We start from the raw sequence: 25,206 nt of genomic DNA, 5'->3' as shown, positions 1-25,206 counted from the left end.
TCACTCCCAGCGCGACCGTGGTGGCGTCCTGAACGGTGCAGTGCGGTGCCGCACTACCCGCGATCGTGGCCGCCTTGCGTGCCGGACGCGGAGTTCCCGCCGGTCCGACGTTCGGGTCCGGGCGGCACCCGCCGGGTGACGGGCACACCGCCGTAGGCCAGCGGGATCGGGCGGCCCTCCTCGTCGACGCCGCCAGGCGGCACTCGCAGTTCCGTGAACGTTCCGTCCGGCCGCTCCTCCAGCAGCCCGGTGGGGACGCCGTGCTCCAGCGCGTCCGCGTCCCTGCGCCGAAGGCCCGCGCAGACCCGATACGCGATTACGGCGGCGGTGAGCGGCACCACGAACACCCCGACCCGCCCACCCCACACGATCCACTCGAACGGCACCTCGAACATGGACGCCAGGAAGTCGTCCGCCCCGCACACCATCAGCACCAGGTAGAAGGTGACGGCGAAGACGCCGAGCGCGGTGCGGACCGGGGCGTCCCGGGGCCGCTGGAGCAGGTTGCGCAGCCCGTGGTCCTTGGTGGTGACCCGCTCCGCGTACGGGTAGACGGCCAGCAGGAACAGCATGCCGAGCGGCATCACCGCGGCCGGCCAGAAGGGGGCCGGGACGGTGTACGGCCCCAGGTGGATCGTCCAGGCGGGGAAGAGCTTCAAGGCACCGATGACGTAGCCGAGATACCAGTCGGGCTGGACGAACGTGGAGACCTCCGCGGGGGAGTACGGGCCCCAGAGCCAGACCGGCTCGATCTGGAGGATCCCGCCCATGATCGTCATGACGCCGACGGCGCAGGCCGCGTACGCGAGCGTCCGGCCGCCGAAGTGCCGGACGGCGCGGAACCCCACGATCGTGTGCTCGCGCGCCCCGGGCCCCGGCATGTGGGTGAGCCGCTGGTACCAGACCAGTCCCAGATGCACGGCGATCAGCGTGCCGAGGACGGCCGGCAGCACGAACACGTGGCCGAAGAAGAACCGGGGAAGCCACAGGTCGCCCTCGTACTCGCCGCCGAACACCATCCAGTGCAGCCACGTGCCGAACAGCGGGATCGACAGCAGCACGCCGGAGAAGATCCGCACGCTCTGCCCGGACAGCAGGTCGTCCAGCATCGCGTAGCCGGTGTAGCCCTCCACCAGCGCGACGATGAGCATGACGGCGCCGGTGAGCCAGGTCGTCTCGCGTGGTTTGCGGAAGGCGCCGGTGAAGAAGGTGCGGGCCATGTGCAGCGTCATCGACATGAGGAAGAGCAGGGCGGCCCAGTGGTGGACCTGCCGGAGCAGCAGCCCGCCCCGCACGCTGAAGGTGATGTCCAGGACCGACTTGTACGCGCGGGAGACGTGGGCGCCCCGCAGGTTCCCGTACGGGCCGTGGTAGACGACGTCGGCCTTGTCCGGGACGAAGAACAGCGACAGGACGATCCCCGACAGCAGCAGGACGGCGAAGGAGACCGCTGCGAGCCGCCCCCAGAAGAAGGAGTGGTGGGACGGCGTGACGCGGGACGACTCCCTGCGGACCCGGCCGAACAGGCGGTAGCGCTCGTCCAGTCCGTCGAGCGCGGCCCTGGCGGCGCGCCCGGCGAGCAGGCGGGCGGGGCGCGGAAGCCTCATCGGTCCGCTCCGGCGGGCGTCTCGGCGAGCGCGGCGCGGCGCTCCTCCGAGCCGATCCAGTTCCAGGTGATGACGACCATGGCGAGTCCCATCGGCAGCATTCCGACGATCATCGACAGGCCGCCGGCCTGGTCGCCGGACGCGACCCGGTACACCCCTGCGAGGTCCAGCAGCGGCATGGCGGTGAACAGGTAGAGCGTCCGGCCCGCGTCCGGCAGCCGCCGCCGGACGCCCAGCACCGGCGCCCAGAACGCGACCGCCCCGGCCAGCAGGACCAGCGCGGGCACCGCGTCGTGCGGCGACGGGCCCATGGGCATGTGGTCGCGGTGGTCCGGCCACACCGTGACCGCCGCGTGCAGCAGGACGAAGCCGGGCAGGGCCGCCCAGGCGGGCACGGCCCAGCGGTCCGCTCCCGGCGCGAACCGGGCCAGCAGGATCGTCACCGCCGGCGCCGCCACCGCCACCAGAAGCCCCATCCCCGCCATGTGCGCCATGTGCCAGCTCACCGGCGCCTCCCGCGGAGGGCGCGCGCCCCGGCCAGGGCCAGCGCCGCGGCGCGCGCCCACCAGGGCGGTTTCGGCGCCTCCCGTTCCGGCCCGGCGGCGGTGTCGGCGGCCTCGACCGTCCCGGCGTCGAGGCCGGAGCCGCGGTGGAGGGCGCGCGGCGGGCCTGCGGGCTCGGCGTCGTCCGGCACGACGGGCTCCGGGCGCGCGCCGCGCCGCAGCCGCTCGCCGCGCCGCAGCCGCTCGCCGCGCAGCAGCCACACCGCGAGCCCGAGCGGGTACAGCGCGAGCAGCGCCGGGACGCCGGTCGGCGCGGACCACCAGCCGTAGACGGCGCAGATGACGACCACGCCGACGGTGATCGCCGCCAGGACCGAGGCGCCCGCGCCGACCGGCTGCCGGAGCTGCGGCCCGGCCCGTCCCGCCCGGAGGGACCGCCGCACCGCGAGCCCGAACGCGGCGACGATGACGGCCGCTCCGACGAAGATCCCGACCGGCAGCGGCGGCGGCCCGAACGCCAGATGGACGAGCGCGAGCCCGAGGACGGCCGCCGCCCATCCGGCGACGACGGGGAACGGCCTCATCCGGTGCCCGCTTCGGCCTTGCCCTCCTTCTCCCGTTCCCTCTCGCGGAGATCCAGCAGCGGGGCGTGGCTGCGCACCGGAGGGACCGGGTGCCGGACGTCGAAGTTCCATCGCGGTGGCGGCGACGACGTCGCCCACTCCAGCGTGTGAGCCTGCCAGGGGTCGTCCGGGGCGTCCGGAGGGCGGCGCAGCGTGACGGCGACGTTGACGATGAACACCACCGCTCCGACGCCGAGCAGCGCGGCGCCGGCGGAGGAGACCAGGTTCCCGGTGGTGAAGCCGTCCGAGGGCAGGTACGTCGGGACGCGGCGCGGCATCCCGTGGAGCCCGAGCCAGAACATCGGCAGGAACGTCAGGTTGGTGCCGGCGACCCACAGCCAGAAGTGCGCCCTCCCGAGCGGCTCGCCGAGGATCCGGCCGGTCACCTTGGGGAACCAGAAGTACATGCCGGCGAACAGCCCGAACAGGCTGCCGGCGGCCAGCGTGTAGTGCCAGTGCGCGACGAGGAAGTAGCTGTCCTGGATCTGGTAGTCCAGCGCCGGCGTGCCGACCATGATCCCGGTCAGGCCGCCGACGAGGAACTGCGGGATGAACGCCAGCGCGAACAGCATCGGGGTGGGGAACCGCAGCCTCCCGCCGACGAGGGTGGCGAGCATGTCGAAGTACTCGACGCCCGCCGGGACGATCAGCGCGATGGACGTCAGCGAGTAGTAGTCGTTGGTCGCCTGACCGGTGGTGAACATGTGGTGCCCCCACACGCTCATCGACAGCGCCGCGAACCCCAGCTGCGACAGCGCGAACGCGCTGTAGCCGAAGAACCGGCGCCCGGCGAACGTGGCCAGCACCTCCGCGACCGCCGCCAGGAACGGGAAGAACATGACGTAGACGACGGGGTGCCCGAAGAACCAGAACAGGTGCTGGTAGCCGATGTTCCACGCGTTGTGGTCGAACAGGCCGGGGTCGGCGCGGCCGGCGACCAGGATGCCGACGGCGAACAGCAGCGACGGAAACGCGCCGATCACCATCAGGTTGGTCGCGACGGTCGACCAGCTGAAGACGGGGATCCGCATCATGGTCATGCCCTTGGTGCGCTTCAGCAGCACCGTCCACAGCACCGTCCCGGCCATGACCAGCATGCCGACGGCCGTCAGGGCGACGCTCGCCAGCCACAGGTCCACTCCCGGGCCCGGCGAGTAGCGGCTGCTCGCCAGGGGCGGGAAGGAGTACCAGCCCTGGTCGGCGGCGCCGGGGCCGGTCAGGAACCCTGCCGGCATCAGGACCGCTCCGATGAGGTACAGCCAGAACGCGAGCATCGTCGTCCGGGGCGCGGCGACGTTCGGTGCGCCGACCTGCAGCGGGACCAGGTACAGGCCCATCCCGATCGCGAACGGCGTGAGGACCAGGTAGATCATCATCGAGCCGTGGATCGTGAAGAACTGGTCGTACCGGTCGTTGGTCAGCACGTGCATTCCGGGCTGCGCCAGCTGCGTCCGCATCGTCAGGGCCAGCACGCCCGCCACCAGGAGCAGCAGCGTCGCCGTGCCGATCGTCATGAGCCCGATGCGCTTGTGGTCGGTGCTGGCGAGCCAGTCGACGACGGGGCCCGGACGCCGGCCCGCGTCCGGCTCGACGGCGGCGGACTTTTCGGTGTTCGCCGTCATACCGGCGCCCCGCCGCCCGCCAGGTACTGCCCGTACTTCTCGGGGGAGACGGCCTGCACGTAGAAGTCCATCGTCCAGTGGTGCGTCCCGCAGTACTCCGAGCAGCGCCCCCGCCAGCGTCCCTCATGCGGGAACGTCATCCGCAGCCTGTTCACGTGGTCGGGGAAGATGTCGCGCTTCACGGCGAAGTCGGGCAGCCAGAACGCGTGGATCACGTCCTTCGACCTCAGATCGAACTCCACCGGCTGCCCGGCGGGGACGACGAGCGTCGGGTACCGCCCGGCCCTGCACTCGCCGGTCACGCCGACCCGCGTGCCGCGGTAGGCGATGTCCCAGCACCAGCGGTACGCCGTGACGTCGATGCGGGCGCCGGGAGCCGCGGCGGCCGTGGTCACGGGCCCCTCGCCGCCGTCCAGCCGCCCGTTCGCGACGAAGCTGCCGGTGAACAGGGCGCCGACGATCGCCGCGAGGACCGCCACGTAGCCGAGTTCGAGCTTCTTGTTCTTGTCGGCCTGGAAGGCGACGCCGTGCCGCCGGTGCGCCCGGTTCCGCACCACCGCGACGAGCATGACACCGGTGACGAGGAGGAACACGGCCCCGGCGGTGGACGCCCAGATGGCCATCACCTGATCGAACACTTCGCGGAACTTCACGGCGCCCCCGGCAGGGAATCATCACCAGTTGTGATGAACTGATCACGGACAGCGTACATCGCGGCGTCGAAGCGGTGATCGCGGGTAGGGCCGGGGGAGCCGCGTGGACGGGAGGTGGAGATGGCGCGTCGGGGTCCGCGCGTCCGCGATCTCCGCCTACCGCGCCGGCCGGGCAGAGCCGCGCGCGCCCTCGTGCTGCTGTTCGGCCTGCTGGTGACCGGCGGTCTGTACGTCCTGCTCGTCCCGCAGGCGAGGCACGCCGCGGCCGAAGGCGGTCCGCCGCCGTCCACCGGGCAGCGCCTCTACGAGACCAACTGCATGAGCTGCCACGGCGCCGACCTGCGCGGCATTCCGCGCCGCGGACCGGGCATCGCCGGGACCGGCGAGGCCGCCGTGTACTTCCAGGTCTCCACCGGCCGGATGCCGCGCGCTCGGAACAGCGGCGTCGCGCAACGCAAACCGCCCGTCCGCGAACTGGATCCGAAGACCGCCGAGGGGCGCGCGAACCTGCTCGCCCTCGGCGCCTACGTCCAGGCGCGCGGGGGAGGCCCGCGACTCCCCGCCGAGCACGGCGGCGCGCTGGTCGGCCGCGACACCGCCGAGGGCGGGCAGCTGTTCCGCGCCAACTGCGCCACCTGCCACAACTTCACCGGCCGCGGCGGGCCGATGCCGGGCCGGAAGTTCGCACCGTGGCTGCGGGAGTCCGGTCCCGAGCAGCTCTACACCGCGATGCTCACCGGCCCCCAGGACATGCCGGTCTTCGGCGACCGCGACCTCACCCCCGGCCAGAAGAAGGACATCATCGGCTACGTCCTGTCGGTGCGCGGGCAGCGGAACGCGCCGGGCGGATTCGACCTCGGCGAGATCGGCCCGGTCACCGAGGGCTTCAGCGCCTTCGCCGTCGGGCTGGCCACGCTGTTCTTCATCGCCGTCTGGCTCGGGGCCAGGCTGTGAGCGACGAGCCCTCCGGCGCGCCCGCCGGCGGTGCCGGACGCCCCCTGCCGAGCGACCGCGAACTCTCCCGGATGAGCCGGGGCGAACTGGCCGAGCTCGCCGCCGAACTCGAAGACGTCACCGTCGTCTCGCGCACGCCGAAGCCGCCGGAGAAGCGGTCGGAACGAGCGGTCCTCGCATGGCTCGTGCTCTCCGCCCTGTCCGCCGTCGCGTTCGTGGTCGTGTACGTCGTATGGCCGCACGACTATGTCGCTCCGTCCGCCGGCGACCATACGATCCGCCTCTTCTACACGCCCCTCATCGGGCTCTTCGCGGGAACGTCCGTCCTGTCCCTCGGCATCGGCGCCGGCCTGTACGTCAAGAGGTTCGTCCCGGACGAGATCGCCGTGCAGCGCCGCCACGACGGGCCGTCCGACGACCTCACCCGCCGCACCGCGACCGCCCAGATCGCCGGCGCCGCCGCCGACACCGGCCTGGGCCGCCGCCCGCTCGTCCGATGGGCCGCGCTCGGGGCCCTGGGCCTGACGGGCGTCATCGGCGGAGTCCTCACGGTCGGATTCTTCGTCCGGAACCCCTGGAAAGGGCGGCCCAGCGCGCTCCGGAGGACCCTGTGGGCGCCGAGCGACGGCGAGACCGTCTACCTGCGGCACCGGACCACCGTCTCCGGCGAGGTCAGGCGCGTCCGCCCCGAGGACCTGCAACCCGGCTCGATGATCACCGTCTACCCCTACCGGCTCTCCGACGGCACCGACCCGGAGCGCCTCCACGAGGTCGACATCACCGCGGACGTCCCGGTGATGCTGTTCCGGTTGCAGCCCGGCGCGGACGTCCGCAAGAAGCGCGGCCAGGAGAACTTCAACCACGGCGACTACTACGCCTTCTCGGCGATCTGCACGCACCTCGGCTGCGCCACACCGCAGTACGACCCGCTGGACAACATCAGCATGTGCCCGTGCCACCAGTCGGAGTTCCTCATCACCGAGTGGGCCCGGCCGGTGTTCGGGCCAGCCGACCGCGCCCTCCCGCAACTGCCCATCGGGATCGACGGCGAAGGCTTTCTCATCGCCACCGGCGACTTCATCGAACCGGTCGGGCCGTCCTTCTGGGAACTGCGCTCGTCCTGACCGTCGCCGCAGCTAAGCGGCGCTGCTTCCCTGACCGGCACCCCCACCTGCAAGGGGGGTCCGCAGACGAGGCCCGTTCACCTAAACGACCACGGACCCGCCCTTAATCGAAGTCAGCACCATGCCCGGAATGGCGGCCGAATCTCAGGGGTCATCCAGCGGTGAATCCGGCGTCCAGCCCGCGGGCCTGTTCCTCTTCGGTCGTCCTGATCCGGAAGAAGCGGTCGATGACCTTGCCGATGATGTAGGTGACGAGGAATGCGTAGGCGCCCACGGCGAGCATCGCGGCGACCTGTTTGCCGAGGACCGAGACCGGCCCGCCGTAGAACAGTCCCGGTGAGCCCTTCTCCCAGCCGGTGGCCAGGAAGCCGAGCCCCACCACTCCCACGATGCCGCCCGCCCCGTGGATGCCGACGACGTCGAGCGTGTCGTCGTATCCGGCGACGAGCTTCAACTCGACCGCGTAGGTGCAGGCCAGGGCGGCCACGACTCCCATTGCCAGGGCGCCCTCCACGCTGAGGAAGGCGCAGGACGGGGTGATGGCGACCAGTCCGGCGAGCGCGCCGCTCGTGGAGCCCAGCCTGGTGAGATGCCGGAAGCGGATCCACTCCACCAGCCGCCAGGTCAGCATCCCCGCGCAGCCCGCGATCATCGTGCTGATGAACGCCCGGGTCGCCAGCACGCCGTCGTTCAGCGCCGAGCCGGCGTTAAAGCCGAACCAGCCGAACCACAGGAGGCCGAGTCCCAGCATGACGAACGGGATGTTGCCCGGACGGGGTCCTTCGCGGCGGCGGAAGGCGATTCCCGGCCCCAGTACGATCGCCATGGCGAGCCCGGAGATACCGGAGTTCAGTTCGACGACCAGTCCTCCGGCGAAGTCCATCACTCCCCATCTGTTCAGCCAGCCGGAGTCGGCGAAGACCCAATGGGCGACGGGGATGTAGACCAGCGTCACCCACACGATCACGAAGAGGATCCACGGCCCGAACCGGGCCCTGCCCGCGATCGAACCGCTGATCAGCGCGACCGTGATGATGGCGAAGGTCAACTGGAAGCAGACGAAGATCTGTTTCGGGATGCGGCCCTGCAGAGCCTCGGGGGAGATGTGCCCGAGGCGCCAGTCGCCCCAGCCGAGAAGTCCCAGACCGCCGAGATCCTTGCCGAACGCCATTCCGTATCCATAGAGGAACCAGAGGACCGTGACAAGGCTGATGGAGATGAAGCTCATATAGAGCATCGTCAGCATGTTCTTCGAACGGACCATGCCGCCGTAGAAAAAGGCGAGCCCCGGCGTCATGAGGAGCACCATCGCCGTGCTCGCCATCAACCAGGCGGAATCGCCCGTATTGAGACCGGTCGACATATCGGGCCTATCGGTCGTTTCTTGCCTCGCCGGGATCGCGGCGGGGATGCTTTCAGTCCTATTTGTTGCACGGCCAGGATGGGGCAAACTCCTGATTTCTGGACTTGACCAAACGTTGGCGGCAGCGGGTTGTTGTGGCATTGGCCTTCGGGGAACTCTGCTGGATGCCGTCCTCCGCATGGGGCGCCGTCCTCCGCATGGGGCGCCGTCGATCGCCATGCGGTCCATTCCGCGATAGGAGAGGCGTCCATGGACTCACCGCCGACGTCGGCGGGCGCGCGCGGTGAGCCGCCGCGCCCGCCGGCGGACCGGATCAGGGACGGAGTCCTGGCGATCCTCCGGGGTGTGGCCCAGGTCGACTTCCAGCCCGGCCACTGGACCGGGCTCATCTTTCTCGCCGCCCTCTTCGTCGGCGGATGGCAGTTCGGTGCCTTCGGGCTGCTCGGCTGCGTCACGGCCACCCTCACCGCGTGGCTGCTCGGAGTCCCCCGGGACCGGATCTCGGCCGGTCTCGAAGGGTTCTCCGGGACGCTCGTGGGGGTCGGCCTGGTGCTGTACCTCGGAACGAGCTGGGTGACGGCCCTCGTGGTCATCGGCGCCGCGATCGGGGCCAGCATGGTCAACTCGGCGCTGAACGTCCTGCTCAAGTCGTACGACCTGCCGGCGCTGACCGCGCCGTTCTGCGTGGTCACGCTGCTGATGCTGATCGCGGCGCCGTCCTTCCACCGGGTGTGGGTCCGCCATCCGCGCAACGTCGCGCCGGCGGTCGCCCATCCGGGCACGGCGGTCTCGTGGACGGACGTCTGGCACGGCTTCTTCAACGGGTTCGGGCAGATCTTCTTCCAGGACAAGTGGTACGTGGGGCTGATCTTCCTGGTCGGCCTGGCGGTCTCGAGCAGGACGGTCGCGGCGGTCGCGTGCGCGGCGAGCCTGATCGGCCTGCTGATGGGCTGGTGGCTCGGAGCGCAGGCGGCGAACCTCGGTGCGGGCCTGTACGGCTACAACGCGGTGCTGACCGGAATCGCGCTGGCCGGGACGTTCGTCGCGCTGGGGCCCGTCTCCCTCGGCTACGCGGCGATCGGGGCGGCGACCGCCGCGGTGACGACGCCCGCCATCACCAACACGTTCGGAATCATCGGCGGTCATGCGCTGACCTGGCCGTTCGTCCTGGTCACCTGGGTCTTCCTGGCCGCCGTGCCGACCCTGTCCAGGCTCCGGCGGACCGCGTGACCGGGCCGGGGGGCCGCGCCGTGCTGATGGTCGGCGGGCATGAGAGCCTTCCCGCGCACGTCCCGCGGGGCGGCGTTCCCCTGCCCGGCGCCGGGGGGATCCACGACCCCGGACGGGGACTCAGGACCGCCCTGCGAGACCGTGCGCGCGCCGTGGTGGTGCCGATGACGCTGGGCCGGGACCCCGTTCTCGGGCCGACGGCCGCGCAGACGCTGGCCTGGGCGGGGCGCGACCGGCCGGGCGACCTGCTGCTCGCCCCGCCGCTCGGCACGATCACGCACCTGATCGGGTGGATCCGGGCGGCGGTCCTGCGGGCCGTACGCGACGGGGACATCCGCGACGGGGACTCCCGCGCCGCGGTGCTGCTGGTGGCACGGGCGGCGGACCCGGAGGCGGACGCGGAACTCTTCAAGGTCGCACGGCTGGTCAGGCGGTATCTGCCCGTGCGCTGGGTAGAGGTCGCCTTGACGGAGGGTGATCCGGACGTGGCCGAGGGTGTGGAGCGCTGCCGCCGGCTGGGTGCCGGTGAGGTGGTGCTGGTGCCCGCTTCGCTGGTCCCGCTCCCGCCGTGCCCCGCGGCGGACCGCGTCGCCGGGCCACTGCTGGGAACGGCGGCGCTCACGGCGCTGGTCCGCGACCGCGCGGCCGAGGCGGAGCGCCGGTGGAGCCGGAACCGCGACGACGGCCTCGCCGCGGCCGCGCAACACGGCCACGGGCACGGGCACGGGCATGGCCACGGGCACGGCGGGGAGGACGCACCGCACCGTCACGACGATCTGCCGGAATTCACGAGGACGACACCGGGGGAGGAGACCGCGCATGGCGAACGGCGGTTACATGTTCGGGGACGGGGAGATCGAGCTCAACGCCGGTCAGCGCCGGGAGACGCTGACCGTGCACAACACCGGTGACCGGGCCGTCCAGATCGGCTCGCATTTCCATTTCTTCGAGGTCAACCGGGCGATGAGCTTCGATCGCGACAAGAGTTTCGGAATGCGGCTCGACATTCCGGCGGGCACCGCCGTCCGGTTCGAGGCCGGCGACACCAAGGAGGTGCAGCTCGTCGAGTACGGCGGCGGGCTGCGCATCGTCGGGTTCGGCGGGCTGCTGGACGGGAGCGTCCGCTCCTCGGCCGCGCGCAGGGAGGCGCTCGTCCGGCTGCGCAAGAGGGGATACCAGGACACCGAGGCGCACGGTGCATCGACCGGCGACCACTGAGGCGCTGGAGCCGCTGCTGGCGCAGTTGCAGCTGACCGACTCCGGATTCCCCAGCGGTCTGTACACCCTGTCGCACGGGGTGGAGGGCCATTTCCAGCTCCGCGCCTTCGGCGTGGACGGCCTGTACGACCTGATCCGCGACCTGGTGCGGGCCGCCGGGACCGCCGACGCGGCGGCGCTGGTGCTCGCGCACCGGGCGGTGACCGCCGGGGACTGGGACGCGCTCGTGGAGACCGATCGCAGGCTCCACGCGATCAAGCTCAACCGGGAGCAGCGGGCGGCCTCCGTGCGCACCGGGCGGCAGGTGCTGGACACGGCCGCTCCCGCGTTCGGCTCGGCCACGGCGGCCCGGCTGGCCCGCCTCGTCGCGGACGGTGCGACGCCGGGCAACCACGCGGTCGTCGTGGGCACCGTGCACGCGGGGCTCGGCGTGCCCGCGCGGAACGCCGTGGCGGGTGACCTGTACGCGTTCGCGGCGGGGTGCACGTCGGCGGCGGTGCGGCTCGGCCGGATCGACTTCCGGCGGGCGCAGGCGCTGCTGCGGGAGGTCCGGCCGAAGCTGGTCGCGGCGGCGGACGCGGCGCTGGCCGCCCGCGACCCGCGGGACCTGCACGCCTCGCTCCCGGCCGCGGACGCCGTCGCCGCCGAGCACGAACGGGCCGAGGCGCGCCTGTTCGCCACCTGATCCGATCGACGTCCAGGGGGACGACATGGAACTGGAAGAGGTGTACAAGGTCGGCGTCGGCGGGCCGGTGGGGTCGGGGAAGACCGCCCTCATCGAGGCGCTGGTGCCGCTCCTGGTCGCCCGGGGCCACCGCCCCGGCGTGATCACCAACGACATCTACACGCAGGAGGACGCGGAGCACGTCCGCCGGACGCTCGCCGGGATGCTGGACGCCGAGCGGGTCGTCGGCGTGGAGACGGGGTCCTGCCCGCACACGGCCGTCCGGGACGACCCGACGATGAACCTGGCCGCGGCGGCCGAGCTGCTCGACCGCTTCCCCGACATCGACGTGCTGCTGTTCGAGAGCGGCGGGGACAACCTGACCCTCACCTTCAGCCCGGCCCTGGCCGACGTGTACGTGTTCGTCCTGGACACCGCCGAGGGGGAGAAGATGCCGCGCAAGCGCGGCCCGGGCACCACCGACTCCGACCTCCTCGTCATCAACAAGATCGACATCGCGCGGTACGTGCGCACCGACCTGTCGGTCATGGAACGTGACGCGCGCGCGGTGCGGGGCGACGGCCCGGTCGTGCTGACCAACTGCCTCACCGGAACCGGCGTCCCGGAGGTCGCGGACTTCGTGCTGGGACGCCGGGAGGCGCTGTGCTCACCGGCGGGATGACCTCCGGCGGGCCGGTGACGGACACCGCCGGCCCGGTCCGGCCCGACCGGACGACCCCGGCGCACTGCGCTCCGGAGCGGGTTCCGCCCGCGGTGGCGCGGTACGCGGCGGTTCCCGACACCTTGCCGGTCGGCGCGGCCGGCAAGGTCGGCGTGCTGGAACTGGGATTCGCGCTGGCGGGCGGGCGGACCGAGCTGACCCGCCGCTACCAGAAGGCGCCGCTGCACATCGCCCGCCCGCTGCTCCTGGACGCCGCGTTGCCCGACATGCCGTACGTCATGTTCCTGTCGTCCGGGGGCGGGGTGCTCCAGGGCGACCGCTACCGCATCGGGCTGGAGTGCGGGCCGGGGACGTCGGCGCATTTCACGACCCAGACCGCCACGCGCCTGTACCGGATGGAACACGACTACGCGACCCAGGTCGTCGAGTTGAAGGCCGGGCCGGACAGCTACGTCGAGTACCTGCCCGCGACCACGATCCCGTTCGGCGACTCACGGTTCTACCAGCAGATGAACGTCACCGTCGGCGCCCGCGCGACGGTCGTCCTGGGTGAGAAGCTGATGGCGGGACGGCTCGCGCGCGGCGAACGGCACGCCTACTCCGCGTACTGCACGGACCTGGAAGTCCGGGACGGCCAAGGCCGCCTCCTGTTCGCGGATCCCCTCCGGCTCGTCCCCGGTGAGCGTGCGGTGACCGGTCCCGCCGTGCTGGCCGATTTCGGGGTGATGGCCACCCTGTACGTCGTCACCGAGATGGCGCCGGCGAGCGAGGTCGCCGGCGCCATGAACGCCGCGATCGCCGGTACGGGGCTGCGCGGCGGCGCGAGCGTGCTGCCCGGCGGCTGCGGGGCATGGGCCCGGATGCTCGGCGACCGGTCCCCGGAGGTCGACTCGGCCTACGCCCGGACGTGGGACGCGGTGCGGCGGCTGCTGCTCGACGTACCCGCGCCGGAGCACCCCGCCGGCCGCTGACCGCGGCGACTTGATCATTGGGGAGTCATGAGGCGCCCTTGGCTTTCCGGTGCGCGATAACGGAGATCAGGATATCGGGTCGCCCTTCCGTCCGGCTCGCGGCCATATCGTCCACGGCTCATGCCCGCGAGACGTCGGCACCGCCGCCTGGGGTCTTTCCGTACATACTCATCGAAAGGATCGCCGGTGAATCTCACGCCACGAGAGATGGACCGCCTGGTCATCTTCACCGTCGCGCAGATGGCCATCAAGCGGCGCGATCGCGGGCTGAAGCTGAACTACAGCGAGGCGGTGGCGCTGATCACCCACGAGGTCGTCGAGGCCGCCCGGGACGGCAAGTCCGTCGCCGACTGCATGGAGTTGGGCAAGCAGGTGCTGGGGCCCGACAAGGTGCTGCCCGGAGTCCGCGAGATGCTGCCGCTGCTGCAGGTCGAGGCCGTCTTCGACGACGGCACCAAGCTGATCTCCTGCCACGACCCGATCGGCGCGCAGTAGCCGGCCCGCGGATCACCCGGCCGTCCGCCGGAGCGGTCTCGGGCCGCCGGGCCCGCGGAAGCACGAGGCGCACAAAAGTATCTTCTCCAGGAAAGGTGCAATCGAATGACCTCCATGAGTCGGCAGAAGTACGCGTCGATGTACGGTCCGACGGTGGGGGACCGCTTCCACCTCGGGGACACCAACCTCGTCGTCGAAGTGGAAAAGGACCATAACGAGGGCCATTACGGCGACGAGACCCAGTACGGAGGCGGGAAGACCGCCCGCGACGGCATGTCGAGCGACCCCGCGTCGACCGGCGCGGTGGCGCTCGATCTGGTGATCACCAACGCCGTGGTCATGGACCCGATGATCGGCATCGTCAAGGGCGACATCGGCATCAAGGACGGCCGGATCGTCGGGATCGGCAAGTCCGGCAACCCCCACACCCAGAACGGCGTGGACCGGCGCCTCATCATCAGCGCCGACACCGAGGTGATCTCCGGGGAGAACCTCGTGGCCACCCCCGGCGCGATCGACACCCACGTCCACTTCATCTCGCCCGAGCAGGCCGTCCACGCGCTGAGCAACGGGATCACCACCCTGGTCGGCGGCGGCACCGGCCCCGCGGACGGCACCCGCGGCACCACCTGCACCCCCGGCCCGTGGAACCTCGCCCGCATCCTTCAGGCCTTCGAGGACATCCCCATCAACGTCGGGGTCTACGGCAAGGGCAACAGCAGCCTGCCCGCGCCGCTGGAGGAGCAGATCCGCGCCGGCGCCGCCGGGCTGAAGGTCCACGAGGACTGGGGGACCACGCCCGCCGTCATCGACACGTCCCTGTCGGTCGCGGACGCCTACGACATCCAGATCGCGATCCACACCGACACCCTCAACGAGGCGGGCTTCGTCGAGGACACCATCAACACGATCAACGGCCGCTCGATCCACACCTACCACTCCGAGGGAGCGGGCGGCGGGCACGCTCCCGACATCCTGCGGGTGACCGGCGAACCCAACATCCTCCCCGCGTCCACCAACCCGACGCTGCCCTACACCACCAATTCGGTCGACGAACTGCTGGACATGACGATGGTCTGCCACCATCTCAGCTACGACGTGCCGGAGGACGTGGCGTTCGCCGACAGCCGGGTCCGCGGCGAGACCATCTCCGCCGAGACCGTGCTCCATGACCTCGGCATCATCAGCATCATCGGGTCGGACTCGCAGGCGATGGGCCGGGTCGGCGAATCGGTCACCCGCGCCTTCCAGATCGCCCACCACAACAAGGACAAGCGGGGCGCCCTCCCGGAGGACTCCTCCCGGAACGACAACTTCCGGGTCCTGCGCTACCTGGCCAAGGTCACCATCAACCCGGCCCGCGCCAGCGGCATGGCGGACGAGATCGGATCGTTGGAGGACGGCAAGCTCGCCGACGTGGTGCTGTGGCAGCCGCACTCCTTCGGCGCCAAGCCCTTCATGGTGATCAAGGGCGGCCTGATCAGCTGGTTCCAGATGGGCGACCCGAACGCGTCCCTGCCCACGCCGCAGCCCGTCTACTACCGGCCCACCTTCGGCACCCACGCCGCCGCCCTGTCGGGCACCTGCGTGACCTTCATGTCCCAGGCCGGGATCGAGGCGGGGGTGCCCGAGAGGCTCGGCCTGCAGCGGCTCATCCGGCCGATCCGCCAGTGCCGGACGGTCGACAAGCGCCACATGGTGCGCAACTCGACGGTCGCCGACATCGCCGTCGACCCCGAAACGTACAAGGTGTCGGTGAACGGCGAACCCGCCCACATCGAACCGGCCAGGGAGTTGCCGCTCAACCGCCTGTTCTTCCTCACCTGACCGAAGAGCACCGCCGAGGACCTGCGGGACGTCGCCCGCGCCCGGAGCGGTGGGCGGGCGACGCCTCTGTTGTCATCCGCACTCCACCGGGCGGCACTCCGGGGCGGCGCCGCGATCAGACGAGGTGGCCGAGAAGGGTGTGGAGCGCCAGGTACGCGGCGAAACCCAGGAGCAGGCTGCCGATGGCGTTGACGGCGGCGCGGCCGTACGCGCCGTCCTGCATCAGGTGGACGGTGTCGAGTTCGAAGGTGCTGAACGTGGTCAGCGCACCGCACAGGCCCGTTCCCAGGAGCGCTTCGACGTAGGTGCCGGTTCCGGCGCCGTGCAGCGCGCCGAGGAGGCCCGCACCGAGGACGTTGACGCAGAGCGTGCCCCACGGGAACGCCTTGCCGAGGGCGGCCTTGACGTAGCCGTCCAGGATGTAGCGGCACACGGCGCCGACGGCGCCGCCCGCGAGGACCAGCACGATCGCCAGGAGGCTCGTCATGCCCGCCCTCCGCCGCGCCGGTCGTCTCCGCCGCCTCCGGCGCCGCCGCGCGGGCGGCGCGGGATCCTGCGCCCGAGCGCCAGCCCGAGGACGATCGCGATCCATCCGGCGACGACGCTCCCGGCCGCGTAGCCGATGCCCAGGCCCGGGTCGCCGCCGTGGCCGAGTCCGTAGACGCCGTCGATGAGGTGCGAGAACGTGGTGAAGCCGCCCAGGTAGCCCGTGACCGCGAACGGCCGGATCCACGGGTGCGGCCTCCCGCCGAGCAGGTACGTGGTCAGCACGCCCATGGCCACGCATCCGAGCATGTTGACGGTGAAGGTGTTCCAGGGGAACCCGGAGGCGGGCACCGGGATCGCCTCGCTGATCAGGTACCTGGCGAGCGCGCCGAGCGCGCCGCCTGCGGCGACCTCCGCGAGGACGCGCGGCCCCAGCCCCGGCGGCGGGGGCTTGCCGGTGCCCTTGTGGAGCGCGGCGGCCTCGGCGCGCTCGCGCCGGTACAGATGATGCAGGCGGTGCCCGGGGCCGTCCGCGTCCTGTACGCCGTTCACGCCGTTACCGATCCCGCTGCTTCCGGCCGGTGCCGGCCCGGAGCGGGGGAGCTTGGCGGGACGCGCCGGACGGCCATCGCCGCCGCCCCGGTCACGGGCTGGTCACCGGGGCCGAACCGGGTCGGTTCGGCGGACGACTCGAGCCCGCCGCGGTAGTGAACGTCGAGGTCGGCGCGGCGGGCGAGCCCGTAATTGTCGCGAGTAGGGCAGTAATGGCGGAAGCGGAGCACGGGTACCGGTCGTCAGGCATTCGCACATTGTTTCAAGAGGGGAAAGGCGAGGGGCCTGAAGTAGCAGCGTGTTGCCGAATCGGCGGTGCCGTGAACTTCGATATAGCGATGACATCGGGGTGCTTGCCAGACTTATCCGGGTATGTGGCCCGTGTGGGCATGGGGCCGTGGTCCCCGTGCCTGCACGGACCCGGGCCGATCGGCTGCCGATTCGCGGCCGACCGCCTCTCGCGCCGACTTGATCGATCCTTGATGGAACGCTCTTTTGCTGGTCCGGCTCGGGGGTAATCGAGCTTGGTGTCGGCTCGTCTTCGGCCTGCTCGAAAGGGTGAACATGCGCTCGTCTGCCGCGCTGGGCCGATGGCAGTTCGCGGTCACCCTGCCCGTCGTCTTCTTCTGGACCCGCAATGGTCCCATCCGAAGACATCCCAGTGGCGGCCGGGCGGGACCCGCACGGTGAAGGTTCCTGACGGCGTTGCACGGGAGCCCGGATGAACTACAAGATCAGCGTCCTCTTCCGAGCCGTACCCGTTCTCATGGGTGCCGTATCAGCGGCACTGGGTGGATACGTGCTCGCGCATGCGTCCGGGCCGAGTGCACGCGTCGCGGGCCTGGTCCTCATATTCCTGGCGGCCATCTGCGCCTGCCTGTTCGCCACCGCGGCGGCGATCATCAGGCAGCTCATCGACCGCTACACCGCCCTGGACAGGCTGCTTTATCCGGTGTTCGCCGTCGCCGTCGGCTGCATCCCCACGGGTTACGGGCTCGCCCTGCTCTCCGGATCCCCCCGACCGCCGCCCGACTTCGTCGCCGGGCACGTGCTCTTCGGGGTCGGCATGGTCTGCGTGTGCGTCTCGTGCGTGGCCACGGTCTCCACCCGGTTCCTTCTGATCGGCGAGAACTCGGCGCTGGCCGAGGGCGCGCCGCCACGTTCACCGGCGCCGTTCGACCCGCTCACGGCCCGGGCCCTGACGGCGCTTCCGGTCCTCGCCGCGCTGGCCACCTGGGTGTGGGCCTTCGTCCTGCTGGCGGGCGGAGGCGGCGGAGCCGCGGCGGGGCGCTTCACCGCCGCCCACGTGATGATCGGTCTGGCGCTCGTCTGCACCTGCCTCATCGGCCTGGTGGCCAGCATCCTGCGGCAGATCCAGAACACCTACACCCCGCGGGAGCGCCTTCTCTGGCCCGGATCGGCCGCCGCCCTGGGGACCGTCGGCATCGTGTGGGCACTGATCGTCATCTCCGTGCACACGCGACCCGCCCAACTGGCCGCCGCGTACGTCCTGATCGGGCTGGGGCTCATCTGCTGGAGCATCCTCAGCAAGGTGCTGCTGCTCGCGCTCGTCTGGCGGCGGAAGGCGCCCCTGGCGAACCGGGTTCCGCTGATCCCGGTCGGTACGGCCCTGCTCTGCCTGTTCCTCTCGGCCTTCCTCTTCGAGTCGGCCGATCCGGCAGTGCTCGTCGCGGCCCGGGTCCTGGTCGGCCTCGGCTGCATCTGCTTCTCGCTGTTCTCCATCGTCTCCATCCTGGAGTCCGGCACCAGCTGATGGACGGGTCACGAGTGCCCGTTGAAGGGTGTTCCTGAGCGGTCGGGTGGCCGGCGTCACGGCGGCGAGAGAACGCGGATCGTGCCGGAGCCGGGCGAGACGAGCCCGCAGGACGAGCAGCGTCGACCTGCCGGCACCGTTCGGTCCGACCAGGCCGACGAACCCGGCCCTGCGGGCTGTTCAGGCACCGCCTGGACGGGAGCTCGTGAGCCGGGCCGGCCGATCAGCTCGCCAGTACTGACGACACGGTGGCGACATCCGGGCGAACAGCGAGCCGGTGTGCGGGCACATCGGGCGTGGATCTTCGTGTGTAAGCACACGTTTACCCTGGTCGGGGGTGGCGCGCCCGGCAGGATTCGAACCCGCGACCGTCGGTTTAGAAGACCCCTGCATGACCACGGTCCCAGTGCCGGCTGCCTGTCGACCCGTACGGTTCTGTGCCGCTCTCTCCGCGGTACGGCCGACACTGCTGCTGCCCTGTGCCGGCCCCTGCCGCGCTGTTCCGCGACATACGAGCAAACAACGAGCGAACACGGTCGGTGCGTCACGTCAGTTCGGAGCGCCGGCAATACCATCAGCAGCGGGCTTGAGCGCCTGGCTGTCGTAAACGTTGGCCGCCGACACCGCGACCACCAGTGGCAGCCCGGCGGCGTCGGACAGTACATGGAGCTTGCTGCACTTCCTGCGTTCGGGGGAGATTCTTCTCCTCGGTGTGAGAATCCTCCCCCGGAGGCGCCCTTCTCAACTTTTTGTGGCCGGAGCGTCACGCACGTCTCATCTCGATCCCACTCACCACTGTCAACTGAGCCAATTCGACCGCTGCCGACCGGCAGGCGATCGGACTGAGGGAGGTGGGTCAAGATGGGAGATCCAACACTGATCGGTGCGGCGGTGGTCGTAACGACCATCGTCGCGGGCGTGGTTACGACGTGGTTACGGACGCGCTCGCTGGAGCGGCTCCACCGAGAGCGGATGAGCACCCGCGAGGCCATGGTGCGACGGCTCGCCCCCAAGGGCCGCCTCATCGATGTCCTGGACGGCCGCCTTCTCGTGATCGAGGTCGGGGAGCGCATGCCCCCACACGACCTGACCGTCCCACTGTTGGCCGCGCTGTCCCAACAGTCCGGCGACGGACGGTGCCAGGCAGTCGCCGGAGGGTGGCTGGAACACCCCCGTGCAAAATGAGATCAGCGAGTACTTCAAGCAGGACTACAACGAGCTTGTCGGGTTCGTCATGAGACTCGGTGCCCAGCAGTCGACCGCGGAAGACGTGGCCCAGGCAGCCTTCGTCGAGGCCTACATCCAATGGAGCCGGATCACCCATCCCCGCGCGTGGGTTCGCCGCGTCGCTTCCCGCATCCACTACCGGGAGTCTAAGAAGGCCGACCGCCTGAGTGAACAGCGTCACCTTGCATCGACGCCCGCAGTCGACCCGGCCGATCACGCGGCCGGCTGCGACCGGGTGCTGGCAGCGCTGGCGATGCTTCCGGTCAGACAGCGGGAGGTGATGGCGTGGCATCTGGACGGATACGAGCCTGAGCAGATCGCCCGCGAACTCGGGTTGACCGCCGACAACGTCCGTAAAGCGCTGCAACGAGCACGGGAGCGGCTCAAGAAGCTGCTGGCAGAGCAACCGGAGAGGGGGACACCATGATGAGCCATCACCATGATGCAGAACCGTCGCCTCTCCTCACAGACGCCGAATTGGATTCGCTGCTCTCCACGTCGGACGCGCAACTGGCCGAGACGCTGCGACGTACGGTCGATCAGCCCGCAGGGCTCGCCGCTGTGCTCGAAGAGGCCAGGGAAAAGCAGGCATCGGTCCCACCGCGGGCAACCAGACGATCCGTCAGCGCCATGAGTCCGGGAGATCACGGCTTGCTGGCCTACGGCAGCCATGAAGAGCGCGACAGGGTCATCGGCCGCTTCGTCCGGGAGGGTCTCGAGACCAACGAGAAGGTCGTCTACGTGACCGACGCGCCCGCCGAGCGGCTGCCCGGCATCGGCCCACGGCACCGCGTGGACGTGCAGGCCTACAGCAGGACGGGCCAGCTCCGGGTGATCGCCCGGCGCGACGCCTGCCTCGACCGGCGCGGCGCCTTCCAGCCCGGACGGATTGTGGAGACGATCGGCCGGGAGGTGGACGCGGCGTTCGGCGAGGGCTTCCGCGCCGTCCGGCTGACCACCGACTACAGCTGGCTGCTCAGCGAGCCCGGGCGCTCCGACATCGCCGAGATGTTGGGCTGCGAGCACGGGGTCGGCGACGCCGTCTCGTCCAGCACGATGGCGATGGCGATCTGCCAGATCGACCGGCACGCGTGCCCGCCCGACGAGCTTGCCGCCCTGCGGGACATGCACGAGGTGCTCGTGGAAGTGAACCCCGAGTTCGACGATGGGATCCTGAAGATCGTCCGCACGTTCGAGCCGAACGGGCTGCGCCTTGAAGGGGAACTCGACGCCGCCCGGTACGCAGTGTTCGCTGAGCAGCTCGCGCAGGTGTGCATGACGCGGCGGCGCGTCCATCTCGACTTCGCCGACCTCGGCTTCATCGACCTCGGCGGCCTGAACCTGCTGGCGCGGCACGCCGCCGTCCAGCCGGCTGGCGAGCCGCTGGTGCTCGACCACCTGCCCCCGGACGTGGAGAACGTCATCGAGATGGTCGGCTGGCACCGGCTACCCGGACTGGCGCGAGGGAAGGAAGCCGGGGACTGGATCGACGGAAGTCATGCCGCCTCGACCGGAAGCTCGAAGGCTGCGAGCGAGGAGAAGGCCGAGCACAAACCAGGGCACTAGGTGTTGTTGGCCAACACGTTGTTGACAGCGGTGGGAAGCCAGATGCTCTGGCCGCACCGTCAGCGCTACCCGGGGCAGGTGGTGGCAGTTACCGTCTGAAGGCGGCGGCCGTCGCTTCGCTGATCGCGCGTTCGGCGATGTCGGCGGGTGCGGCGGCGATGACGGCGTCGAGCGAGGACCGGGAGACCTGAAGGTCGGTGATGGCCTTGGTGATCCGCTCGCGTTCCCTGTACAGGTCGGCGACGAGGTCGGGGCAGGTCGGCACGAGGCGTTCGTCCTCCTCGCGCAGGCAGGGGAGGATCGTGGCGATGGTGGCGGTGTTCAGGCCGGCGGCGAGCAGGCTGCGGATGCGGCGCACGGTGTCCACGTCGGCCTCGCTGTATTCGCGGTAGCCGCTGGGGCGCCGCGCGGGGTGAAGGAGCCGCTGCTCCTCGTAGTAGCGCAGCAGCCGTTCATGCACGCCGGTCCTGCGGGACAGTTCACCGATCCGCACGCGGCCCTCCTCACCGATGCCTTGCCGACGGGTAACGCCGCTTGACTCTCACATCGATGTCAGAGTCTAGCGTTCCGGGCATGAGTAAAAGCGCCGTCTCGCTCGCGGCCCTGTGCGCGAGCGTCTTCGTCGTCGGTACGTCGGAATACCTGGTCGCGGGCATGCTGCCCGAGATCGGCGCGGACCTCCGGGTCTCCCAGGGCACCGCCGGGCAGGCGGTGACCGCCTACGCGCTCGGGGTGGTGATCGGCGGCCCCCTGGTGACCATGGCGACCGCACGGCTGCCCCGCAAGGGACTGGCGATCGGCCTGATGCTGCTGTTCGCCGCGGGCAGCGCGCTCAGCGCCCTGGCCCCGACGTTCGCGCTGCTGCTGGCTGGACGGGTGGTCTCCTCGCTCAGCCACGCCGCGTTCCTGGCGCTGGCCCTGGTGATGGCCACCAGCGTGGTGCCCGAGCACAGGACCGGCTCGGCGATCGCCACCGTGGCCTCCGGGTTCACCGTGGCCACCTTGCTCGGGGTTCCCCTGGGATCGCTGCTGGGACACGCCGCCGGATGGCGCGCCCCGTTCGCGGTGCTCACCGTGCTCACGCTGGCCTCCGTCGCGTCGCTGGCCCTGGTGCTTCCCAGGCGGCAGGCGCCGGCCATGAGCCTGCGTGACGAACTGCGCGTCGTGACCCGCAAACCGGTGCTGCTGGCCACCGCCACCACCGCGGTCGGCTTCTCTGGTGTCTCCGTCGTGTTCACCTTCATCGCACCGCTGCTCACCCGCATCACCGGTTTCTCGTCGGCCGCCGTCTCAGCCCTGCTGCTCGCCTACGGCGCCGGCAGCTTCCTGGGCAACCTGGCCGCCGGCAAGCTGACCGACAGATCCATGACCGCGACCGTGCGCGGGGTGTTCGGCGGCCTGACCGGCGTGCTGGCGGCCATGCCGTTCGCCGCCGCCTCGCGGCCCACCGCCGTTCTCGCCGTTCTCGCCTTGGGCCTGCTCGCCACCGCCACCATCGCCCCCGTTGCAAGGTCTGATCCTGCGCCACGCCGGGACGGCACCGACCCTGGCGGTCTCCGTCAACGTCGGCGCGTTCAACCTCGGCGCCGCCGCCGGCTCCGCCCTCGGCGGGCTCCTCGTGGCCGGGGGCGCGCTGCGCTGGAACGGGCTGGCCGGGGCCGTGCTGAGCCTGACCGGCCTGGCCCTGACCTACCTGATCCTGCCCCGCACCCGCACCGCGTCACCCGCCGACAAGGCTGCGGTCTCCACCGCCGCTTGAACGTCCGCCCTATTCCCCCTTGGAAGGTCCTTCCTGACCGTGCATGCCGTCCAGATCGACCGCCACGGCGGCCCCGACGTCCTGACCGTCCACGACATCGCTGAACCAGCCCTCGCCGTCGGCGAAGTCCTCATCCGCACCACGGCCAGCAGCCTCAACCCGGTGGACTGCAAGACCCGCGCCTGGCAGGTCGGCCCGCCGCTGCCGGCAACCCTCGGCTGGGACCTGTCCGGCCGGATCGTCGCCAGCACCGACCCCGCCCACCAGGTCGGCACGGCCGTGATCGCCATGTCCGCGCAGATCGCCACCGGCCGCGGCACTTGGTCCGAACACGTGGCTCTGCCCGGCCATCTGGTGACCGCCGCACCGGCCTCCATCCCGTTGGCGGAAGCCGCGGCCCTGCCCCTGGCCGGAGTGACTGCCCTGCAGGCCCTGCGCACCGCCGAGCTGACCGCCGGCGAGCGCATCCTGGTCATCGGCGCGGCAGGGGCGGTCGGCGGCCTGGCCGTCCAACTCGCCCGTCAAACCGGCGCCCACGTCGACGCCCTGGTCTCCCGGCCCGGACACGAACACGCCGCCCGGGACCTCGGCGCACAGCAGGTCTGGCACCGCCCGGACGACCTGCCCCACGACCGCTACCCGGTCATCCTCGACACCGCCGGCGTCGACGCAGGCGCCGCCCTCACCCCGGGAGGACGCTACGTCTCCATCGCCGACCACCCGCTGCCCGATGTGCCCGGCGCCCGCAAGAGCTATGTCCAGGAGAACGCCACCGACCTGGCCCACCTCGCCCACCTCGTCGACACCCGGGAACTGCGCCTGCGGATCGCCGACCGTTACCAGTACACCGACATCCGCGCCGCCCACGAGCGCTACGAAGCCGGTGGCCTGCTCGGCAAGATCCTCATCACCTTCTGAAGCATCCCGCCCTTCGCCGATGACCCGCAATCACTGACGGAAGATCCCCTTGCCCCACGCCAACGCCCCCCTGTCCGTCGAAGGACGCCGACGCCTCATCGAACGCTGCGAGAGCCGACCGATCGCCCACGTGGCAGCCGAGATGGGAATCTCCCGGGCCTGCGCCTCCAAGTGGGTCAACCGCTACCGCCGCCACGGTGCGCCCGGCCTGATGGACCGGTCGTCGACCCCAAGACGCCAACCGACCGCGACCGATTCCGACATCGTCTCCCGGATCGAGGTGCTCCGCCGTACTCAGAAATGGTCGGCGTCCCGGATCGCCTTTGAGTTGCGGTCCGCGGGGATCTCGATCGATCGCCGCACCGTCTCACGGCACCTGCTCGCGCTCGGGCTGAACCGTCGCAAGTTCATCGATCCGAATGGCGAATCGAACCGTGAGCCCCGGAAGATCAACGCCCGCAGGCCCGGGCACATGGTGCACATCGACGTGAAGAAGGTAGGCCGGATCCCCGACGGCGGCGGCTGGCGGGTGCACGGGCGTGGAAGCGAACAAGCCAAGAGCGTCGAGCGACACAAGAAGAGTGAACGCCGCGGCGGCTACGTCTACCTCCACTCCGCTGTCGACGGCTTCACCCGACTCGCCTACACCGAGGCGCTCTCCGATGAAAGAGCCGTAACCGCCGTCATGTTCATGCACAGGGCCCGTGCGTGGTTCGCGATCCACGGCATACACCACATCGAAAGGATCGTCACATATAACGGTGCCTGCTACCGCGCCGACGCCTTCGCCCGAGCACTACTCGGCTCACGCCACCAGCGCATCACGCCCTACACACCCAAACACAACGGCAAGGTGGAGTGCTACAACCGAATCCTCGCCGAGGAATTCCTCTACGCCCGAACCCGGCTTTCCGAAGACCAGCGCCGCGAAGCCCTTGGAGTCTGGAACATCCACTACAACTACCACCGCCCCCACAGCGCAACAGGAGGTCAACCACCGGCCGCCCGAAAACGAGGAGGCGTAGCCAACGTCATGGCCTCCTACATTCAGCCCCGACGGCAACCTCCTGGCCACTGTCGGCTACGACAAGACCGTGCGGCTCTTTGACACCCGCACCCGCCAGCAGATCGGCGCCCCCCTCACCGGCCACACCGGCTACGTCAGATCGGTGGCGTTCAGCCCCGACGGCAAAACCCTGGCCACCGGCGGCGAGGACAAGACCGCGCGGCTCTGGGACATGACGATGCCCAAGGACGAGGACCTGGTCGGCCTCGCCTGTGGAGTGGCCAAGCGTTCGCTGACGCACAAGGAATGGGCCCAGTACGCACCGGCCGGAATCAAGTTCCAGAAGGCCTGCCCCTGACCAATCCTCAGGGTCTCACTCCGG

Annotated in this window: 27 protein-coding genes and 1 pseudogene; 18 read left to right on the top strand and 10 right to left on the bottom strand. The window is 70.6% G+C overall.

The genetic code is table 11. The features are described from left to right. Positions 1–53: 53 nt before the first annotated feature. Genes qcrB through J4557_RS34850 form a run of 5 tightly spaced genes read right to left on the bottom strand, consistent with a single transcriptional unit; the run spans position 54 to position 4,993 of the window. Positions 54–1,607, bottom strand: a complete 1,554-nt coding sequence (gene qcrB / locus J4557_RS34870; protein WP_208271035.1) for a cytochrome bc1 complex cytochrome b subunit — start codon at positions 1,605–1,607, stop codon at positions 54–56. Next, a complete protein-coding gene (locus J4557_RS34865) occupies positions 1,604–2,113 on the bottom strand; it encodes a cytochrome c oxidase assembly protein (protein ID WP_208271034.1) in 510 nt (169 codons plus the stop codon). Before J4557_RS34865 ends, qcrB begins: the two co-directional genes overlap by 4 nt. Continuing rightward, positions 2,110–2,694 carry a hypothetical protein gene (locus tag J4557_RS34860; protein ID WP_208271033.1) on the bottom strand — a complete coding sequence of 195 codons (585 nt, stop codon included), beginning with the start codon at positions 2,692–2,694 and terminating at the stop codon, positions 2,110–2,112. Before J4557_RS34860 ends, J4557_RS34865 begins: the two co-directional genes overlap by 4 nt. Continuing rightward, positions 2,691–4,355: a cytochrome c oxidase subunit I gene (locus J4557_RS34855; RefSeq protein WP_208271032.1), complete on the bottom strand. Its 1,665-nt coding sequence runs from the start codon at positions 4,353–4,355 to the stop codon at positions 2,691–2,693. Before J4557_RS34855 ends, J4557_RS34860 begins: the two co-directional genes overlap by 4 nt. Further along, on the bottom strand, positions 4,352–4,993 hold the full coding sequence (locus tag J4557_RS34850; protein ID WP_208271031.1) for a cytochrome c oxidase subunit II: 642 nt from the start codon (positions 4,991–4,993) through the stop codon (positions 4,352–4,354). Before J4557_RS34850 ends, J4557_RS34855 begins: the two co-directional genes overlap by 4 nt. 135 nt (positions 4,994–5,128) lie before the next feature. On the opposite strand from J4557_RS34850, the gene qcrC reads away from it, so the two are divergent. Both qcrC and qcrA read left to right on the top strand, forming a co-directional pair. Further along, entirely contained in the window at positions 5,129–5,962 is an 834-nt protein-coding gene (gene qcrC / locus J4557_RS34845) for a cytochrome bc1 complex diheme cytochrome c subunit (protein ID WP_208271030.1), read from the top strand. Continuing rightward, complete coding sequence (gene qcrA / locus J4557_RS34840) at positions 5,959–7,086, top strand: cytochrome bc1 complex Rieske iron-sulfur subunit (protein WP_208271029.1); 1,128 nt, start codon at positions 5,959–5,961, stop codon at positions 7,084–7,086. Before qcrC ends, qcrA begins: the two co-directional genes overlap by 4 nt. Before the next feature lie 151 nt (positions 7,087–7,237). On the opposite strand, the gene J4557_RS34835 is transcribed toward qcrA, so the two are convergent. Beyond that, on the bottom strand, positions 7,238–8,449 hold the full coding sequence (locus J4557_RS34835) for an ammonium transporter (protein WP_208271028.1): 1,212 nt from the start codon (positions 8,447–8,449) through the stop codon (positions 7,238–7,240). A 249-nt stretch (positions 8,450–8,698) separates the two neighbouring features. On the opposite strand from J4557_RS34835, the gene J4557_RS34830 reads away from it, so the two are divergent. The 8 genes from J4557_RS34830 (at position 8,699) to ureC (ending at position 15,536) form a co-directional block, all read left to right on the top strand. Beyond that, positions 8,699–9,679 (top strand): urea transporter, encoded by a 981-nt coding sequence (locus tag J4557_RS34830; protein ID WP_208271027.1) that lies wholly within the window; start codon positions 8,699–8,701, stop codon positions 9,677–9,679. After that, positions 9,676–10,590 carry a sirohydrochlorin chelatase gene (locus J4557_RS34825; protein ID WP_208271026.1) on the top strand — a complete coding sequence of 305 codons (915 nt, stop codon included), beginning with the start codon at positions 9,676–9,678 and terminating at the stop codon, positions 10,588–10,590. The genes J4557_RS34830 and J4557_RS34825 overlap by 4 nt, the downstream gene beginning before the upstream one ends. After that, positions 10,499–10,897 carry an urease subunit beta gene (gene ureB / locus J4557_RS34820; protein ID WP_208271025.1) on the top strand — a complete coding sequence of 133 codons (399 nt, stop codon included), beginning with the start codon at positions 10,499–10,501 and terminating at the stop codon, positions 10,895–10,897. The genes J4557_RS34825 and ureB overlap by 92 nt, the downstream gene beginning before the upstream one ends. Further along, the gene (locus tag J4557_RS34815) at positions 10,875–11,582 is read left to right on the top strand and encodes an urease accessory protein UreF (RefSeq protein WP_307800386.1); all 708 of its coding nucleotides are present in this window, start codon (positions 10,875–10,877) and stop codon (positions 11,580–11,582) included. Before ureB ends, J4557_RS34815 begins: the two co-directional genes overlap by 23 nt. A gap of 25 nt (positions 11,583–11,607) precedes the next feature. Then, complete coding sequence (gene ureG / locus J4557_RS34810) at positions 11,608–12,243, top strand: urease accessory protein UreG (RefSeq protein ID WP_208271024.1); 636 nt, start codon at positions 11,608–11,610, stop codon at positions 12,241–12,243. Then, a complete protein-coding gene (locus tag J4557_RS34805; RefSeq protein WP_307800385.1) occupies positions 12,225–13,214 on the top strand; it encodes an urease accessory protein UreD in 990 nt (329 codons plus the stop codon). The genes ureG and J4557_RS34805 overlap by 19 nt, the downstream gene beginning before the upstream one ends. A 186-nt stretch (positions 13,215–13,400) precedes the next feature. Then, the gene (locus tag J4557_RS34800; RefSeq protein ID WP_208271023.1) at positions 13,401–13,709 is read left to right on the top strand and encodes an urease subunit gamma; all 309 of its coding nucleotides are present in this window, start codon (positions 13,401–13,403) and stop codon (positions 13,707–13,709) included. Between the two features lie 105 nt (positions 13,710–13,814). Further along, positions 13,815–15,536 carry an urease subunit alpha gene (gene ureC / locus J4557_RS34795; protein WP_208271022.1) on the top strand — a complete coding sequence of 574 codons (1,722 nt, stop codon included), beginning with the start codon at positions 13,815–13,817 and terminating at the stop codon, positions 15,534–15,536. Between the two features lie 115 nt (positions 15,537–15,651). Here ureC and J4557_RS34790 read toward each other — a convergent pair whose 3' ends face one another. Then, positions 15,652–16,023, bottom strand: coding sequence for a fluoride efflux transporter FluC (locus J4557_RS34790; RefSeq protein ID WP_243776817.1), 372 nt, complete (start codon positions 16,021–16,023; stop codon positions 15,652–15,654). After that, positions 16,020–16,574: a FluC/FEX family fluoride channel gene (locus tag J4557_RS34785; RefSeq protein ID WP_208271021.1), complete on the bottom strand. Its 555-nt coding sequence runs from the start codon at positions 16,572–16,574 to the stop codon at positions 16,020–16,022. Before J4557_RS34785 ends, J4557_RS34790 begins: the two co-directional genes overlap by 4 nt. A gap of 721 nt (positions 16,575–17,295) precedes the next feature. Here J4557_RS34785 and J4557_RS34780 point away from each other — a divergent pair. Beyond that, a complete protein-coding gene (locus J4557_RS34780) occupies positions 17,296–18,348 on the top strand; it encodes a DUF2776 family protein (protein WP_208271020.1) in 1,053 nt (350 codons plus the stop codon). Between the two features lie 549 nt (positions 18,349–18,897). Here J4557_RS34780 and J4557_RS52240 read toward each other — a convergent pair. Next, positions 18,898–19,047, bottom strand: a complete 150-nt coding sequence (locus J4557_RS52240) for a transposase (protein WP_372442565.1) — start codon at positions 19,045–19,047, stop codon at positions 18,898–18,900. Between the two features lie 162 nt (positions 19,048–19,209). Here J4557_RS52240 and J4557_RS34775 point away from each other — a divergent pair, with 162 nt between their 5' ends. The 3 genes from J4557_RS34775 to J4557_RS34765 are packed head-to-tail and all read left to right on the top strand — an operon-like array spanning position 19,210 to position 21,141. Then, complete coding sequence (locus J4557_RS34775) at positions 19,210–19,533, top strand: hypothetical protein (RefSeq protein WP_208271019.1); 324 nt, start codon at positions 19,210–19,212, stop codon at positions 19,531–19,533. Next, the gene (locus J4557_RS34770) at positions 19,523–20,002 is read left to right on the top strand and encodes an RNA polymerase sigma factor (protein WP_208271018.1); all 480 of its coding nucleotides are present in this window, start codon (positions 19,523–19,525) and stop codon (positions 20,000–20,002) included. The genes J4557_RS34775 and J4557_RS34770 overlap by 11 nt, the downstream gene beginning before the upstream one ends. Continuing rightward, complete coding sequence (locus tag J4557_RS34765) at positions 19,999–21,141, top strand: MEDS and STAS domain-containing protein (RefSeq protein ID WP_243776816.1); 1,143 nt, start codon at positions 19,999–20,001, stop codon at positions 21,139–21,141. The genes J4557_RS34770 and J4557_RS34765 overlap by 4 nt, the downstream gene beginning before the upstream one ends. Before the next feature lie 88 nt (positions 21,142–21,229). Here the strand turns inward: J4557_RS34765 and J4557_RS34760 are convergent, their stop codons facing one another. Beyond that, a complete protein-coding gene (locus tag J4557_RS34760; RefSeq protein WP_208271017.1) occupies positions 21,230–21,634 on the bottom strand; it encodes a MerR family transcriptional regulator in 405 nt (134 codons plus the stop codon). An 80-nt stretch (positions 21,635–21,714) separates the two neighbouring features. Between J4557_RS34760 and J4557_RS34755 the strand changes: the two genes are divergently transcribed. From J4557_RS34755 to J4557_RS34740, 4 genes and pseudogenes are all read left to right on the top strand, one after another. Then, a complete protein-coding gene (locus tag J4557_RS34755) occupies positions 21,715–23,004 on the top strand; it encodes an MFS transporter (RefSeq protein ID WP_208271016.1) in 1,290 nt (429 codons plus the stop codon). Beyond that, positions 22,940–23,818 (top strand): NADP-dependent oxidoreductase, encoded by an 879-nt coding sequence (locus J4557_RS34750; protein WP_208271015.1) that lies wholly within the window; start codon positions 22,940–22,942, stop codon positions 23,816–23,818. The genes J4557_RS34755 and J4557_RS34750 overlap by 65 nt, the downstream gene beginning before the upstream one ends. A 49-nt stretch (positions 23,819–23,867) precedes the next feature. Next, positions 23,868–24,863: pseudogene (locus tag J4557_RS34745) on the top strand (IS481 family transposase); the annotation flags it as partial. 49 nt (positions 24,864–24,912) lie between these two features. Beyond that, positions 24,913–25,182, top strand: coding sequence for a WD40 repeat domain-containing protein (locus tag J4557_RS34740; protein WP_307800384.1), 270 nt, complete (start codon positions 24,913–24,915; stop codon positions 25,180–25,182). The last annotated feature ends 24 nt before the right edge of the window (positions 25,183–25,206 follow it).

Source organism: Actinomadura nitritigenes (genome assembly GCF_017573545.1).
In the GTDB taxonomy this organism is placed as follows: domain Bacteria; phylum Actinomycetota; class Actinomycetes; order Streptosporangiales; family Streptosporangiaceae; genus Spirillospora; species Spirillospora nitritigenes.
The sequence above is the reverse complement of the archived record's forward strand: the minus strand, read 5'-3'. Positions and strand labels throughout refer to the sequence as shown.

Coding starts and splice junctions, on each gene's coding strand:
- qcrB (WP_208271035.1), bottom strand. CDS start 1,607: ATGAGGCTTCCGCGCCCCGCCCGCCTGCTCGCCGGGCGCGCCGCCAGG.
- J4557_RS34860 (WP_208271033.1), bottom strand. CDS start 2,694: ATGAGGCCGTTCCCCGTCGTCGCCGGATGGGCGGCGGCCGTCCTCGGG.
- J4557_RS34855 (WP_208271032.1), bottom strand. CDS start 4,355: ATGACGGCGAACACCGAAAAGTCCGCCGCCGTCGAGCCGGACGCGGGC.
- qcrC (WP_208271030.1), top strand. CDS start 5,129: ATGGCGCGTCGGGGTCCGCGCGTCCGCGATCTCCGCCTACCGCGCCGG.
- J4557_RS34835 (WP_208271028.1), bottom strand. CDS start 8,449: ATGTCGACCGGTCTCAATACGGGCGATTCCGCCTGGTTGATGGCGAGC.
- J4557_RS34830 (WP_208271027.1), top strand. CDS start 8,699: ATGGACTCACCGCCGACGTCGGCGGGCGCGCGCGGTGAGCCGCCGCGC.
- ureB (WP_208271025.1), top strand. CDS start 10,499: ATGGCGAACGGCGGTTACATGTTCGGGGACGGGGAGATCGAGCTCAAC.
- ureG (WP_208271024.1), top strand. CDS start 11,608: ATGGAACTGGAAGAGGTGTACAAGGTCGGCGTCGGCGGGCCGGTGGGG.
- ureC (WP_208271022.1), top strand. CDS start 13,815: ATGACCTCCATGAGTCGGCAGAAGTACGCGTCGATGTACGGTCCGACG.
- J4557_RS34790 (WP_243776817.1), bottom strand. CDS start 16,023: ATGACGAGCCTCCTGGCGATCGTGCTGGTCCTCGCGGGCGGCGCCGTC.
- J4557_RS34780 (WP_208271020.1), top strand. CDS start 17,296: ATGAACTACAAGATCAGCGTCCTCTTCCGAGCCGTACCCGTTCTCATG.
- J4557_RS34775 (WP_208271019.1), top strand. CDS start 19,210: ATGGGAGATCCAACACTGATCGGTGCGGCGGTGGTCGTAACGACCATC.
- J4557_RS34765 (WP_243776816.1), top strand. CDS start 19,999: ATGATGAGCCATCACCATGATGCAGAACCGTCGCCTCTCCTCACAGAC.
- J4557_RS34755 (WP_208271016.1), top strand. CDS start 21,715: ATGAGTAAAAGCGCCGTCTCGCTCGCGGCCCTGTGCGCGAGCGTCTTC.